The organism is Streptosporangium sp. NPDC006930 (assembly GCF_040635605.1).
Taxonomy (GTDB): Bacteria; Actinomycetota; Actinomycetes; order Streptosporangiales; family Streptosporangiaceae; genus Streptosporangium.
The window spans coordinates 114,972-129,337 of record NZ_JBEYID010000024.1 but is presented as its reverse complement, the minus strand read 5'-3'; the positions used below and the strand labels follow the sequence as shown (position 1 = coordinate 129,337).

General features: G+C 69.2%; 12 protein-coding genes. 7 read left to right on the top strand and 5 right to left on the bottom strand.

Features of this window, described 5'->3' with window-relative positions:
- Window positions 1-227 precede the first annotated feature (227 nt).
- The gene (locus ABZ664_RS32510; protein ID WP_362518438.1) at window positions 228-1,256 is read left to right on the top strand and encodes an acyltransferase family protein; all 1,029 of its coding nucleotides are present in this window, start codon (window positions 228-230) and stop codon (window positions 1,254-1,256) included.
- Window positions 1,257-1,358: 102 nt separating this feature from the next.
- Here the strand turns inward: ABZ664_RS32510 and ABZ664_RS32505 are convergent, their stop codons facing one another.
- On the bottom strand, window positions 1,359-3,383 hold the full coding sequence (locus tag ABZ664_RS32505; RefSeq protein ID WP_362518435.1) for an NAD(P)-binding protein: 2,025 nt from the start codon (window positions 3,381-3,383) through the stop codon (window positions 1,359-1,361).
- A gap of 474 nt (window positions 3,384-3,857) precedes the next feature.
- Here ABZ664_RS32505 and ABZ664_RS32500 point away from each other — a divergent pair, with 474 nt between their 5' ends.
- From ABZ664_RS32500 to ABZ664_RS32480, 5 genes are all read left to right on the top strand, one after another.
- On the top strand, window positions 3,858-4,058 hold the full coding sequence (locus ABZ664_RS32500) for a hypothetical protein (RefSeq protein ID WP_362518432.1): 201 nt from the start codon (window positions 3,858-3,860) through the stop codon (window positions 4,056-4,058).
- Between the two features lie 48 nt (window positions 4,059-4,106).
- Complete coding sequence (locus tag ABZ664_RS32495) at window positions 4,107-5,783, top strand: SPFH domain-containing protein (RefSeq protein WP_362518429.1); 1,677 nt, start codon at window positions 4,107-4,109, stop codon at window positions 5,781-5,783.
- Between the two features lie 370 nt (window positions 5,784-6,153).
- Window positions 6,154-6,426, top strand: coding sequence for a GlsB/YeaQ/YmgE family stress response membrane protein (locus ABZ664_RS32490; RefSeq protein WP_362518426.1), 273 nt, complete (start codon window positions 6,154-6,156; stop codon window positions 6,424-6,426).
- A 235-nt stretch (window positions 6,427-6,661) separates the two neighbouring features.
- Window positions 6,662-7,249 (top strand): helix-turn-helix domain-containing protein, encoded by a 588-nt coding sequence (locus tag ABZ664_RS32485; RefSeq protein WP_362518423.1) that lies wholly within the window; start codon window positions 6,662-6,664, stop codon window positions 7,247-7,249.
- A gap of 25 nt (window positions 7,250-7,274) precedes the next feature.
- Window positions 7,275-7,865: a dihydrofolate reductase family protein gene (locus tag ABZ664_RS32480; protein WP_362518420.1), complete on the top strand. Its 591-nt coding sequence runs from the start codon at window positions 7,275-7,277 to the stop codon at window positions 7,863-7,865.
- A 253-nt stretch (window positions 7,866-8,118) separates the two neighbouring features.
- On the opposite strand, the gene ABZ664_RS32475 is transcribed toward ABZ664_RS32480, so the two are convergent.
- The 3 genes from ABZ664_RS32475 to ABZ664_RS32465 all read right to left on the bottom strand — a co-directional run bounded on the left by ABZ664_RS32475 (window position 8,119) and on the right by ABZ664_RS32465 (window position 10,802).
- The gene (locus ABZ664_RS32475; protein WP_362518417.1) at window positions 8,119-8,583 is read right to left on the bottom strand and encodes a hypothetical protein; all 465 of its coding nucleotides are present in this window, start codon (window positions 8,581-8,583) and stop codon (window positions 8,119-8,121) included.
- Window positions 8,584-8,621: 38 nt separating this feature from the next.
- On the bottom strand, window positions 8,622-9,869 hold the full coding sequence (locus tag ABZ664_RS32470; protein ID WP_362518413.1) for a DUF418 domain-containing protein: 1,248 nt from the start codon (window positions 9,867-9,869) through the stop codon (window positions 8,622-8,624).
- Between the two features lie 363 nt (window positions 9,870-10,232).
- A complete protein-coding gene (locus ABZ664_RS32465; protein ID WP_362518410.1) occupies window positions 10,233-10,802 on the bottom strand; it encodes a CGNR zinc finger domain-containing protein in 570 nt (189 codons plus the stop codon).
- A 69-nt stretch (window positions 10,803-10,871) separates the two neighbouring features.
- Between ABZ664_RS32465 and ABZ664_RS32460 the strand changes: the two genes are divergently transcribed.
- On the top strand, window positions 10,872-11,630 hold the full coding sequence (locus ABZ664_RS32460; protein WP_362518407.1) for a class I SAM-dependent methyltransferase: 759 nt from the start codon (window positions 10,872-10,874) through the stop codon (window positions 11,628-11,630).
- Between the two features lie 641 nt (window positions 11,631-12,271).
- On the opposite strand, the gene ABZ664_RS32455 is transcribed toward ABZ664_RS32460, so the two are convergent.
- Window positions 12,272-14,329, bottom strand: a complete 2,058-nt coding sequence (locus ABZ664_RS32455; RefSeq protein ID WP_362518404.1) for a glycosyltransferase — start codon at window positions 14,327-14,329, stop codon at window positions 12,272-12,274.
- Window positions 14,330-14,366 lie beyond the last annotated feature (37 nt).

The following is a 14,366-nucleotide window of genomic DNA, read 5'->3' as shown; positions in this document are numbered from 1 at the left end:
CACCCGTACGCGGCCCCTTCGACGGGCGCTCTCGCGACCTGACCTCGCGACGGGCGGGCCCACGACGTACGGCCTCACAACGTACGACCTCGCGACCTGACCTCGCGACGGGCGGCCTCACAACGTACGGACTCACAACGCACGGCCTCGCGTGCGCGGCGGGGATTTCCCCGCGCGTCACCGGGCGTTCGCCGGGTGTTGGGCGGGTCCGGTTACGGTCCCGGGCTGTGAGCGTCGCAACCCCGCTGCGGGCCGCCCTCCCGCCCGCCGCGGTGAGGGACCCGTTCTTCGACAACGCCAAGTTCCTCGCGATCACCCTGGTCGTGTCCGGCCACCTGATCGAGGACCTGCGGGACGTTCCGGTCGCACACGCCGCCTACTTCTTCGTGTACACGTTCCACATGCCGCTGTTCATCGTGCTCAGCGGCTACCTGTCACGAAATTTCACCTTCTCGTCCGGCAAGGCGCGCAAGCTGATCAGCACCCTCGCCGTCCCGTACGTGATCTTCGAGCTGATCTACTCACTGCCGCGCCTCTTCCTGTACGGCAAGCTCGACATCAGCCTCCTCGACCCGTACTACCTGACCTGGTTCCTGATGTCGCTGTTCCTGTGGCGGCTGTCCACGCCGGTCTGGCAGCAGCTGCGGTGGCCGCTCGCGGTCGCGGTCGGGCTGTCGCTGCTGTCGGGGATGAGCAGGCTCCCCGACGAGCTGTCGATGAACCGCACCCTCGGCCTGCTCCCGTTCTACGTACTCGGGCTCATGCTGCGGCCCGAACACTTCGAGTGGCTCAGGAGGCGGTGGGTCCGGGTCGCGGGCGCGGTCACACTCGCCGCCGGCGCGGCCCTCGCGCTCGCCACGCACACCGTGGTGAAGACCGAATGGATCCGCTGGCGGCACGCCAACGACGCGATCGGGGTGGACGACCTCACCGGCAGCCTGATCCGCCTGGGCATGCTGACGGCGGGTGCGGTGCTCGTCGCCGCGTTCCTCGCGGTCACCCCCTCCGTGCGCACCTGGTACTCGGGACTCGGCATGGCGACCATGTACGCCTACCTCCTCCACGGCCTGGTGGTGAAGGTCGCCGAACGGTTCTACGGCGACTGGGCGCAGACCGTGGCCGGGGTGACGGCCGTGGCGCTCTTCGGGGTCGCGCTCGCCGCCCTGCTGTGTACGGCGCCGGTGCGACGCGTCACCCACTGGGCGGTCGAGCCCGGTATGAGCTGGGCCTTCACCAAGCTGAGAAAACCAGGCTGAGAGAACCGGGTGGAGCGGCCCTTCCGACCGAGACCGACCGAGACAAGGGCGGCCCTTCCGATCGAAACCGGCCGGGCCAAGGTCGGAGCAGGGACGCCGGAGTCAGGCCAGGAGCGGTCCGCGGGAAGGACGGGAAGGGCGGGAGGGCCGCGAGGGCCCGTCCTGGAGCTCCGCGACCGCGCGGTAGGCAGCGGTGACGGCCGCGTCGGCGCGGGCGGCCGGAACGGAGTCGGAGTTGGCGATCGCGATCCGGCCGTGTGTCCTGCGGGCGACGGCCGCAGGGGGTTGTCCGTCGGGGTAGAAGTCGAGGTCCCACGGGGTGGCGTACTCCGGCGCGTAGCCGTGTCCCCACCGGTTGACCGTGATCGCCTCGATGTCACGGGCCGCGTCGAAGCCCCCGGGCCCCAGCAACCGGGTGAGCTGGTCGCGGATGCTGTACTCCAGCTGCTCGTACGGCGTCTCGATCAGGGCGTACCGCCCGGCGACCGAGCCCTGCGCGGGGGACACGCCGGGTGTGACGGGGGTGCCGACCAGGTGCGCGGTGATCGGCTCCTCGGGCCTCCTCGGGCACCGGTAGGCGCCGACGTCCGCCGGGTCGTCGAGCTCGGCCACGCACCAGCGGGCGCCGGTGAACCGGGCGCGCCTGATCCCCATCCTCCGCCAGGCCCGCCAGTCGCGGAGCTGGACCGTCGCGTACAGCAGGGGCACCTTGACCGCCCGCCCCAGGGCCGCCCGCTGCTCGGGCGGGAGGTCGTCGACGAGGTAGGGGATCATCGAGTTCCAGCAGGCCATGATCACACCGCCCGCCCGTACGGTCCTCACCCGCTCGCCGTCGAAGTAGCCGACCGTGGCGCCGCCGGCCGTGCCGGAGGGGCCGTCGTTGGCGGCGGAGACGACCGGGCAGGACAGCCGTACGCGGACCCGGTTGCCCGGCCGGTCGAGCACGCCGTAGTCGAAGCTCGCGGTGGTGATGTCCTTCACGCCGGAGGCCGTCGCGAAGCCGGGGATCATGCGGGCGGCCATCATCCTGACGATCGCCTGGTTGCCCTCGGGGAAGCGCCAGGCGCGCGGTTCGCCCGCGTCCCACTCCTTGATCACGGTCGGCGAGTTGTACCTGGACGGCTTGGACCTGTCGAGCCCGAGCCCCTGGAACCCCGCGTACCGGTGCTCGTCGGCGCTGCCCCATGCGTCGATCGCGCCGAAGGCGTCGGAGCCGTAGCCCCACTCGTCGCTCGGCATGGTCCTGACGAACGCCAGCACGTCCGGGTGGACGCCGCAGACCTCCCTGAGGAAGCCCGAGTAGGTCAGCCGGGCCAGCCGCGCCTGTTTCTCCTCGGCGGACAGGCCGGGAAACCAGTCGGGCGGATCGCCGTACAGCATGAGCAGGTCCCGTCTGGCCCGCTCGGCGACGGGCAGCTCGGCGATCCACTCGGGAGCGCTCCTGCCGGGCGCGAGCACGACGAGCCTCTCCGCGCCTCCGGCGGGGAACGCCTCCCGGTCGCAGAAGACGCCGTCGTGCATCCCCAAATTCGCGTACGGCTCCCGGCCGGAGGGTGCCCCGAGCCCTTCCGGGTGGATGCCCAGTTTGGCGAGCAGGTCCTTGCCTTCGGCGGTCCACGCCGACGGGTGCTCCATCGACCGCGAGCCGCCGTACGCGACCAGCGGCCCCTTCCTGGCCGCCGGGCGGAACTCGTTGCGCAGGGCGTGCCCGCCGATGTCGTCGTGGTTGTCGAGGATGAGGATCCGCGCGCCGGGCTCGCGCTCCAGCCACCGGTGGGCCGCGCTGAGACCGCTGATCCCCGCGCCGACCACGACCAGGTCGTAGTGCTCGCCGGTGGGTTCCGGGGTGCCCACGTACGGCCAGAAGCGCCGGTCGCGGAGGGCGTGGGGCACGCTCAGCGCCTCCGCGGTGTCGCCGCGCAACCCCGTGAGGGACGGCGGACAGGAGAGCTCCAGATCCTCCGGAAGCGCGGAGTGGGTGTCTCCCCGATCGGCCCCGGGCAGCGAGCACGCCGCCGCGATCCCGGTGGCCGTGATCACCCCATCGAAGAAGTCCCGGCGGGAGATGAGCCGGTCCATGCCGAGTTCCAGGGTCTTACGTGGATTGATCTCGTGAGGATCTGTCATGGGGTGATCATCACGATGTGAATGGATCGGTGGGGCCGCCTCGCTGCGTTTTCGGGAAGTTTTTACCCGGGCCATTAACGCGCTGTCGCGACATGTCCTACATGAGAGTCATGTCATGGCGGCCGGGAATTAAGCGGGGAGATGGGGCCTTGGCCGATCCGATCCGGGAAAAGCCGCGAGTGGCCCGGTACGCGCCCCACGTCGCCACCGGCCGATCCCTCCCATTCTCGCTGCTCCGCGCTCTCCGGGGGCCCTCCCGAGGACTCCGCGAGGCAGGGAAGACGTGCCATCCGGATTGCCGGATAATCCATAACCATATGGTCATTCGACTTGTTACTCGTATAAAGTGAAGCGAGGGATCCGGCGCCTCCATGTCGCCGGGTGATGAGGCGCGGCACGCCGGGGGGCGGCCTCCATACCTCCGTGCCTTCGTATTCGCTTTTCCTTTTGACGGATGCCGCGGGGGAGTATCACGTGGTCGGAAAGCACGGAAGAGTCACGGGAAGGATCGGCCCCGGCCTGGTCGGGGAGGTGATGGTGGAGGTCCGCGGGGGTGTCGAGGCCTTCTACGCCCATCCGACGGTCCCGGACGAAGAGATCGCCCCGTCCTCGATCGTGGTGATCGTCGAGTTCTTCCCGCCGCGCACGATCTACGTCGCCCGCGCGCTCCCCTGATCCACCCCGCCCCCCCGAATCTGATCTCCCCACACCGCGGAGGCCGAGATGCCCATGGAGTACCTCGTCATAGGGGGCCTCGCCCTAGTCGCCCTTCTCATCATCACCCTGCTCTTCAAATCCGTCTGGCGGGTGGCGGAGCCCAACGAGGCGCTGATCATCTCCGGCCTCGGTGCCCGGGGTAACTCCACGGGCGCCGACAGTCTCGGATTCAAGATCGTCACAGGCAAGGGCACCGCCGTGCTCCCCGGTTTCCAGACCGCGCGCCGCCTGCGCCTGGACAGCCGCGCCACCAACCTCCAGGTCTCCTGCGTCACCCAGCAGGGCATCCCGGTGGTCGTACGGGGCGTCGTCATCTACAAGGTCGGCGACGACCTGCACTCGATCGCCAACTCGGCCCGGCGCTTCCTGGACCAGCAGGACTCGATGAACGGTGCCATCCACGAGCTGTTCACCGGCCACCTGCGCTCGATCATCGGCAACCTCACGGTGGAGGACCTCATCCTCAACCGCGAACGGCTGACCGGCGAGACCCGCGCCTCGGCCGCCGACGAGATGATCAGGCTCGGTCTGATCGTCGACTCCCTGCAGATCCAGGAGATCGAGGACGGGACGGGCTACATCACCAACCTCGGTAAGCCACACGCCGCCAGCATCGCCGCCGCGGCTCGCATCGCCGAGGCGCAGCGCGACCAGGAGGCCACCCAGGCCGAGCAGATCGCCGCGGCCAACAAGGCCGCGGCCTGGCGCGACTCGAAGATCAAGCAGGCGGTCTACCAGGCCGAGATCGACGAGGCCCAGGCCAGGTCCCGCCAGGCGGGGCCGCTCTCCGAGGCATCCGCCCGGCAGGAGGTCGTCGTCCAGGAGACCCGGGCGGCCGAGCTTGAGGCCGCGCTGGCCGAGCAACGGCTCCAGGCCCAGATCCGCAAACCCGCGGACGCCAGGGCGTACGAAACCGTGACGGTCTCCCGGGCCGAGCGTGACGCCCGCATCGCCCAGGCCGAAGCCGAGGCGCGCGAGACCGAGCTCCGCGCCGCCGCACAGGCGTCGCAGGTCAAGCAGGCCGCCGCGGCCGAGGCCGAGTCCGTGCGGCTGCGCGGTATCGCCACCGCGGAGGCGACGAAGGTCACCGGCTTCGGCGAGGCGGAGTCCGCGAGGGCCCGCGGCCTGGCCGCCGCCGACGCCTCCAAGGCGCAGGGGCTCGCGGAGGCCGAGGCCGCCAGGGCGAAGGGGCTGGCCGTCGCCGACGCGATCCGGGCCCGCGCCGAGGCGCTCGCCGAGAACCAGGAGGCGGTCATCGCCCAGCAGCTCGCCGAGAAGTGGCCCCAGATCGTCGAGGCGGGCGCGAAGGCCTTCGGCAACGTCGACCACATGGTCGTACTCAACGGCGCCCAGGGCATCGAGGAGATGCTCGCCAAGGCACTCACCCTCGGCGGCGCCGGCCTCGGCCTCGCCCGCTCCCTCCTGAACACCGTCACCCCCACCGCCATCCCCACCCTCGAACCCACCCCTGCCTCCGCCACGGCCGCTCCCACCGGAACCACCGGAACCACCGGAACCACCGAGGCGAGCGAGGCCACAGAAACCGACGAAACCGATAGGACCCCGGCAACCGATGGGGCCACGGCAACCGGCGGGGCCACGGCAACCGGCGGGGCCGCCCCCTCAGAAAGATCGGAAAGAGGAGCCACGCCCCCAGAAAAACCTGCCGCCCTCGCCCCCTGACCCTCGACGTCACGGCTCTTCGATGCCGAAGACGAGCGTCCCCCTCACCGTCGAAGAGCCGACTTCTCCCCCTCCGAACCCCCGGCTTCGCCCCCCTCTCCCCGATTTCTCCGGCGGATTTTCCCAGCCGATCCGCACGGATGACAGATTTTTTCTGGGGACCCCCCGTAGAGAACGGATGGGGGCCGTGTGGCTTTCGTGGCAGGTGAAGCCGGGTCTCCTCCGCGGCGAATCGAGGGGCACAACCTGCCTGAGACCTCCGCGCAACGGATTCGTGACCCGCGGCCATTAATTCGGAGCACCCCGTTATGTGTTGTTCCTTTTTCCTAGGGCATACGCCTGGCAGTTGAGCAGACAGGGAGAGTGGAACATGACAGTCACCGGCATCATCACCGCCATTGTTATCGGCGCCATCATCGGTGCCCTGGGTCGGCTCGTCGTGCCCGGCAAGCAGTCCATCCCGATCTGGCTGACCATCGTCATCGGTATTGTCGCGGCCCTCATCGGCACCGCGATCGCCGGAGCGCTCGGGGTCGCTGCCACCTCAGGTATCGACTGGATCGAGTTGATGATCCAGATTGCCCTCGCCGCGGTCGGCGTCATCCTGACGGTGAGCCTGTACGGCAGGCGCGGCGTCCGGTAGTCCGTGACCCGGGGCGGCCGGTTTCCACGGGGAGATCCCGAGGAAATCCGGAGACCACCACCCCGGTCACCCCGACGGCCCCGCCCGGATCCTTTCGGGCGGGGCCGTCGCTGTGTTCCCACCCCAGCCGATGCGGTACCGCCGTCATGCCACCCGGACCCGAACCGGTGAGGACCGATTTCTCGGAAAATAAGGCTTTATTGACAATATAATTTGTCGGAGATAGTCTGCGGACATGCAGGACATCGCCGTGATCGAAGACTCCGCCGCCGCCGAGATCTCGCTGGACCCCATCCGGGCTCGGCTGCTGGCCGAGCTGAGCGAGCCCGGCTCCGCGACCATGCTGGCGGCCAAGGTCGGCCTGCCCCGGCAGAAGGTCAACTACCACCTGAAGACGCTTGAGGCGCACGGGCTCGTCGAGATGATCGAGGAGCGGCGCAAGGGCAACGTCAACGAGCGCATCATGCGGGCGACCGCGGCCTCGTACGTGATCTCCCCGACCGCGCTCTCCTCCGTCGAGCCCGACCCGGCGCGCTCACCCGACCAGCTCTCGGCGAGCTGGCTGCTGGCCGTCGCGGCCAGGCTGGTCCGCGACGTCGGGGCGCTCATCACCGGCGCTGCCAAAGCACGCAGGCGCGTCGCGACCTTCGCGATCGACGGCGAGGTGCGCTTCGCCTCGGCCGCCGACCGGGCCGAGTTCGCCAGGGAGCTCGCCGGGGCCGTCACGGCCCTGGTGTCCAAATATCACGACGAGTCCGCAGAGAAAGGCCGCGACCATCGGATCGTCGTCGCCCTTCACCCGAGCGTGAAGGAAACCCGTTGAGCCACCCCCTTCAAGGAGCGAATCCATGCGTACCGTGATCGTCGAGTTCATGAGCCTGGACGGCGTCGTGCAGGCGCCGGGTGGCCCCGAGGAGGACACCGACGGCGGCTTCGCCCACGGTGGCTGGTCCCACCCGTTCTTCGACCCCGAGGTGGTCGGCGGTGCCTTCGACGGCGCGCTGAGCGGGGCCGAGGCGCTGCTGTTCGGGCGCCGGACGTGGCAGACCATGGCCGCGGCGTGGCCGGGGCGGGCCGGTGACCCGTTCGCCGACCGGATGAACGCCATCCCGAAGTACGTCGTGTCCCTGACGCTGGGCGACGACGAGCTGACGTGGAACAACACCACCCGAATCCCCGGTGACGAGGCCGTCGCCCACATCAGGAAGCTGCGCGAGACCGAGGGCGGCGACCTGGTGCTCATGGGAAGCCCCACCCTCGCCCGCACCCTCCTGAGCGAGGACCTGGTCGACGAGCTCCGGCTCATCGTCATGCCGGTGATCCTCGGCGGAGGCAAGACGATCTTCCCCGACGACGGCGGCCTGCACACGTTCGAGCTGGTCTCCACGGTCACCAGCAAGGCGGGCACGAACGTGTGCGTCTACCGCCCGGCCGGCTGAATCCCCGGGACGTCCCGGCGACCGGAAGGTGACCGGTGTTCGTCGGTGAGGATCAGCGAGCCGCCACGTTACCGGGGCGTCTGGGCGTCACCGGGGTGCCTGGGCGTCACCGGGGTGCCTGGGCGTCACCGGGGTGCCTGGGCCTCCGTGCTCCCCGTGGGCGACACGAGTTTCCGAGGGTGGCGGACACCCAACGAGGTGGAAGCTTTCCGAGGGTGGGGAAACCCAAGGAGGTGGAAGCGCCGGGGCTCGGTCAAATGGTCTCATCCAGCTGTTCGGCCAACCGCTGCAGACCACCCTTGATGAGCTGCCCGTACTCGTCGTCACCGAGCGCGCCGATCGTGTCCCGCGCCTGCTGGAGGTGCTTGCGGGCGAGGTCGAGGTCGCCCAGCTTGCGATAACAGTCGCTCAGGTTGAGGTGCAACGACGGATACAGGCCGGCCACGGAAATCGCCACCCCGGCCTGGGCCGCCTGCTCGTCGGTGACCAGGTCGGCGGCGGCGAGAGCTCGCAGATCCCACATCAGCTCCTCGCGCACGTCGTCCTGCACGTCGGCCATCGAGTGGGCGAGGACGCAGACATGCAGCGGTTCGCCTTTCTCGCCGCCGATGTCGTCCCAGATCTGCGCGAACAGCTCGCGAGCGGCGTCACGCTGCCCTTTGTGGTGATGCAGCTCCACCCCCTGGCCGATCCGGGTGAGCGTTGGGTCGATGATCACGAGCGACTCCTTCACAGGCGAGGCGGTGGCGCGCAAGTCTACTCGCCCGACGCCGCCTGACGATCTTCGATTTTCCAACCCGTTCGGTATGTCAGCCGACGCAGGAGAACCTCGGCGGGTCCTCGCCTGCCGCGACGCTCCAGGCCGTAGGCCGCGACCACGGTGATCAGCCAGACGCCGAGCGCGTAGCCGGCCACGGAGGCGCTGTGCAGGTGAGCCCCGACCCCGAGACCCCATGCGGCCAGCACCGGGGCGCAGAGCAGCGATTGGGCGAGATAGGCCGAGAGTGACCGCCTGCCCAGCGCGACCACCGCGGTGGACGCGAGGCCGGGGCGTCGCCGACGTCCGAGCCGGTGCCCGACGAGTCCGAACGCCGCCGCGTAGCCCAGCCCGGCGGGCAGGCCGGTAACCGTCTGGGACATCTCGAAAACGAACATCGACTCTTCGGGGATCCTCAGCACCCCCATGACCGCCGCCGCGTGCGGCAGTCCACCCAGCCAGCCGATGGCGATGCCGACGGCGGCGACGCGGCGCAACAGTGACAGGTGCTCGCCCGGCTGTTCCAGAATCCGCCGCCGGGCCGCCCAGAAACCGAGGACGATCGCGACGGGCACGACGAGCCCCAGCAAGCCCTGGCCGACCACGACCATCGGCCAGAAGGCGAGGCGCCCCGATGCCGCGGCGAGCGGATCGCTCTCGGCACTGCCCGCAGATCCCAAAGACAGATAGCCGAAGATTTCGGGGGACGACTCCAAGTAGGCCCCCACCACGCTGAGCAGGGTCTCCAGTATGAGGATGCCCGTGCCGATCGCGGCCCAGACGAGCAGCGTGCGATCCTTCCTGCGCAGGAACAGCCCGGACAGGAGAAACCCGGTCAGGCCGTACGCGCCGAGAATGTCCCCCTGCCACAGCAACGCCGCATGCACGAACCCGAACAGGAACAGCCACAGGCTGCGACGACGCAGCAGCGTCAGCACGGCCGACTCCGAGTGCCCGGCGGCCCGCTGGCGTGACAGGAGCTGCACCATGCCGTAGCCGAACAGGAACGCGAACATCGGATAGACCCGGAAGTCCACCCCGACGATGGCGGCCACCTGGATGATCCTGTCCAGCGCCGAGCCTCCGGGCGGATGGATCGTGGTGGCTCGGATCTCTCGGCCCCACAGATACCAGGGAGTGTTCGCCACGGCGATGAGCAACAGCATGAAGCCACGGGCGAGATCGGGTGCGAGTGCGCGCTCGCCGCTCCGCACCGGGCCGCGGATCGGGGCGCTCCTAGTCGCCATGAGGGGGCGGACCTCCCGCCGTGCCGCCGTGACCGAGCGGGAGCCGTTGCTCCCGCCGAGCCGGAAACCGTGCCGAACGGGCTGCTCCAACGGCAGCATCGATGAGCGAGCGCGAGGGCGTCGACGATTCTTCGATCACGCAAAGTCACGATACGGCGACAGCTGGTACGGAGAGGCGCGATTCGGGAGAGTGGACGCCTCCTGAGCGGCCCTACCTCCGAACAACGGCCGGCGAGCGTTCCACCCGTCGATGACAGTCGCGGTGATGCTGCCGGGGCCACCGTGGTCGGTCTCCGGTTCGCCCCCACGGAACCGCTGCGGTCAGATCTTCGCGCCGACCGGCTGGGGGTCTCCAACCCGCCCTCACGAAACCCTGCCCCTGGCGCGAAAGGCCGTGGTCTTGACGCGGTTCTGGCAGGCGGTGCCGCAGAACCGGCGGGTGCCGTTGCGGGAGACGTCCACGTAGACCCGGTCGCAGTGCGGCGCCGTACACACGCCGAGACGGTCGTGGTGCTCGCTCCCCAGCACGATCGCGAGCCCGGTGGCGCAACTCGCCGCCCAGTCGCCGGTCATGGTGCCGCCGGGACCGTGGAAGTGCAGGTGCCACGGCTCTCCGTCATGTCGTTCGAGCATCGGTCGGGCCCGGGTCTTCTCAAGAAGATCGTTGACCCGCAGGGCTGCGGCATCGACGTCTCCTTTCGCGACGGCGTCGAAGACCATGCGCAGCCGGGCCGCGATCTCGGCGAGCTCGCCGGCCTCCACCTCGGTGACCTCCCGATGGCCCGGGTAGCCGGTGCGCAGGCCCTCCGTGGCGGCGGGAGCGAGATCGCGCGGCGGTGAGAAGTCGCGGCCCCGCCTCTCTCCAGGCGTCAGTTCGTTGACCAACCCCACCGCCACGCGGACGATCGAATCGGTGTGACTGTTGAAATCCACTTGACCAGTCACATCCTCGCGTTCTAGTTTGTAACTGTCATAAGCTTAGATGACAGTCACAAGGAGACTATGGTGCTCACCCACGATGCCGCACTTGAGTGGATCGCACGCTGGGATCGTCAGCAGGAGGGCTACCTGCCCGACCGCGAAGAGCGCTTCACCGCGCTGATCGACGCCGTCGAAGCGACAGGCCGCCCAGATCCGCTCGTCATCGACCTCGGATGTGGACCGGGCTCGCTCTCCGCCCGTCTCCTGGAGCGACTGCCCCAGGCGACAGTGATCGCGGTCGACGCCGACCCCCTGCTGCTCGGCCTCGGCCGGGCCGCCTACCCGCACCTCACCTTCCTCTCCCTCGACCTGCGCACCCCCGGATGGACCGGATCCCTCGGCCTGGACAGGCCGGCCGACGTCGCGGTGAGCACCACCGCACTGCACTGGATCTCCGGGCCCGACCTCCAGAAGATGTACGCCGAACTGGCGACCGTGCTGCGCCCGGGCGGGCTCCTGCTCAACGGCGACCACATGGAGACCGACGACACCACCCCGGCCATCGCCCGTCTCGAACGCGCCGTACACGACCGGGAGACCCAGCGCGTGTTCGCCGGCGGCCACCCCGAGGACTGGCGCCAGTGGTGGGATGCGATCGCCGCCGATCCCGCCTTCGCCGAACTCCACACCGCACGCACCACCGCGGGAGCCGACCACCACGGCTCGGAGTCCTCCCTGCTCTCCGAGCACGTCGACGCCCTGCGCGATGCCGGATTCGCCGAGATCGGCACCCTCTGGCAGCGCGGCAACAACCGCCTCCTCTGCGCCGTCCGCCACTGACCCGACCACCGACGCCCCCACAGCCGAGGGCGGAGAACCGCGATCAGGCGGAAAACGAGTGGTGAGCCAAGAGAGCGAACCACGCCGAGCCCGGTGAAATCACGGCGAGTCCGCTGCGCTCCTTTCCGTACCGGCGCTTCAGCTACGGCGACGGACCCCGAACGACCCCGTACGGATTGCTTCAGCGTCCCCAGCGCACACTGGGCGGCCCGTAAGAAAGCCACTACGGACCGCACCACCTACGGCGAGACGGGCCGTGTGCGGAGGTGGGTGGGTGTTCCGGGCGGCTTATAAAAATCCGCAACCAGCGCGCCCGCCAGGCCGGAGGCCTGACCCACCAGACGACCACCAACGACGGCCGCCCGGAGCACCCGCCCACCGGAGCGCGCACCCACCTTGAACACCGGCCGGACACCCAGACCCGTCACCAACGACGGCCGCCCGGAGCACCCGCCCACCGGAGCGCGCACGCACCTTGAACACCGGCCGGACACCCAGACCCGTCACCAACGACGGCCGCCCGGAGCACCCGCCCACCGGAGCGCGCACCCACCTGACACGTCGGCCCCCAGCCGTCGTGCCCATGCCGCAGGAAAACCTTCGGGAACCGTCCAATCCCTTCGGGAACCGCCCCACCAACGTCAGATCATGACGTGCGCTTCCGGATGCCCGGCGAAGGAGAACTGCGCGTTGCGGGTGAGCTTGATGTCGTCGGCCTGCCAGGTGTGCAGGGACTTGTCGCCACTGCGCCAGTAGACGAAGTTGAACCGGTCGGCGGAGTAGATCTTGACGCGGTCCTCCTTGAGCCGGCGGACCAGGCGGGTGTCCTCGCCCCGGGTCACGTCCTCGAACCCATAATGCCGGAACATGTCGGCCTTGCCGAGGAAGGTGCCGCCCTGCACCAGGAAGGCGTACCGGTGCTCCAGCCCCGGCAGCCGAAGCATCGTGGTGTTGCCGCCCTCGAAGTACGCGTAGTGCGCGCCCTTGCCGACCAGTTCGGCGTCGGAGTAGTCGAAGGCGCGGGCCAGGTCCGACAGGTAGTGCTCGCCGTACAGGTTGTCGTCGTCCATTTTGGCGATCAGCTCGCCCTCGGCGGCGGCGATGCCCATGTTGAGGCAGGCGCCCAGCGACAGCGACGAGTCGGCGGGCAGCACCACGACATCGGTGATCCCGGCCATCCGCGCCTTGTCCGCCACCACCACGGGGTCGATGGCGAGCCCGTGCAGGACCATGACGAGCTGAACCGGACGGTGGATCTGCTTGGCCACCGAGGAGATCGCGTGCTCGATCTGGGAGGCGCGGTTGGTGGGCAGGACCACCGAGATCGAGCGGGTCCGCGGCTGCACCGGTCGACCGAGGATCCCCAGGATCTGGTCCACGCGGTGCGAGAACAGGTGCTTGTCGAAGACCTCGCGCATGGCCAGGTGCCCCTGACGGGCGCGCAGCTCGGGACTGTTGATCAGGTGCAGGACCTGGTTGTACGACTCCAGCTCGTCGCGGGCGATCGGGATCAGTGACCCGAAGGTCTCCTCGATGGCCCGGGACCAGCCGGAGACCACCGACGTCGAGCAGGCCGAGAGCTCGAAGACGCGGCGGGCGCACATGGTCGGTGAGTCGAGCACCGAGTTCACGTTGAGGAAGACCTTGTACATCTTGTACGCGGCCAGCATCTGGTCGTACGGCAGCTCGCCCACGATGTGCGGGACGTACTCCTTCGGCCAGGCGTACTTCTCGTCGACGGTGCCGTTTCGGGCGAAGATGTGCAGCCCGAGCTCGCGGATCGGGGCGAGGACGGTTTCCATCTGCTCGCGGCGCTCGGGGTGCTTGTCCCTGAAGTACATGCCCGCGAAGACCACGTCGTTGACGCGCCCCTGCTTCTCCTGGATGGGATTGTGCACCCGGGGCTGCGCGGCGAACTGCAGGACGTCGACCCGGTCGTGACCCAGCACCTCGCGGTAGCGGGGGACCATGTCGCCGTCGCAGGTGAAGACGTAGTCGAACAGCTTGGCCGTGTCGATGAAGAAGTCGAAGTTCGGCGGGTCCTCCTTGTTCCAGAAGACCGTGGGAATCCCCTCCGCGCGGCACCAGTCAATCAAAGCGATCAGCTCGGGCTTGGGAGCCTTCGTCCCGGTCATCTGGTAGCGCCAGCGGCCCTGGTTGCCGTGCCAGGCCGACTCCACGAACAGCAGCTCGGGACGACGCTCGGCGAAGATCTCCGGCCAGTCGCGGAGCCCGAACTCGATCTGGTCCCACTCGTACTTGAACGCCATCCGGGAGAAGTCGTCCAGGATGACCGCGACCTTCATGTCGGGGCGGACAATCGGACCGGCGGGCCACTTGACCTGCGGTACGTCGACCACGGGCCCCTGCCGGTCGAGCTCCTCGACCACCTCGGTCACCGGACGGGGCGGCTTGGGGCCCTTGCGGGCCTGCATCGCGGAGCGCAGCTTGCCCGGCAGCGCGGTGACCCCCGGCCCCTTGGCGGACGTCAGTGCCTCGGCCACCCGGTAGGGGCGCTGCACCTTGGTGGACTCCAGTTTCCACTGCGCGTAGTCGGCCCGCGCCTCGGCGATGGCGAGCCGTCGCTCCAGGTCGTGGACGCGCTCCTCAAGGCGTTCGACGACCTTGCGTTCCTCGGGCAGCCAGTTGATCGGTCCGAGACGCTGGAACTTCGGCTCTTCTGGGGTCTCATCGCTCATGGGGAATCGCCTTTGTCAGAGGTCGTGCCAGCGTACG

Excerpts from the sequence above, each read along its gene's own strand:
- ABZ664_RS32460 (WP_362518407.1), top strand. The coding sequence starts at position 10,872 with ATGGTGCTCACCCACGATGCCGCACTTGAGTGGATCGCACGCTGGGAT.
- ABZ664_RS32480 (WP_362518420.1), top strand. The coding sequence starts at position 7,275 with ATGCGTACCGTGATCGTCGAGTTCATGAGCCTGGACGGCGTCGTGCAG.
- ABZ664_RS32495 (WP_362518429.1), top strand. The coding sequence starts at position 4,107 with ATGCCCATGGAGTACCTCGTCATAGGGGGCCTCGCCCTAGTCGCCCTT.
- ABZ664_RS32485 (WP_362518423.1), top strand. The coding sequence starts at position 6,662 with ATGCAGGACATCGCCGTGATCGAAGACTCCGCCGCCGCCGAGATCTCG.
- ABZ664_RS32490 (WP_362518426.1), top strand. The coding sequence starts at position 6,154 with ATGACAGTCACCGGCATCATCACCGCCATTGTTATCGGCGCCATCATC.
- ABZ664_RS32470 (WP_362518413.1), bottom strand. The coding sequence starts at position 9,869 with ATGGCGACTAGGAGCGCCCCGATCCGCGGCCCGGTGCGGAGCGGCGAG.
- ABZ664_RS32505 (WP_362518435.1), bottom strand. The coding sequence starts at position 3,383 with ATGACAGATCCTCACGAGATCAATCCACGTAAGACCCTGGAACTCGGC.
- ABZ664_RS32455 (WP_362518404.1), bottom strand. The coding sequence starts at position 14,329 with ATGAGCGATGAGACCCCAGAAGAGCCGAAGTTCCAGCGTCTCGGACCG.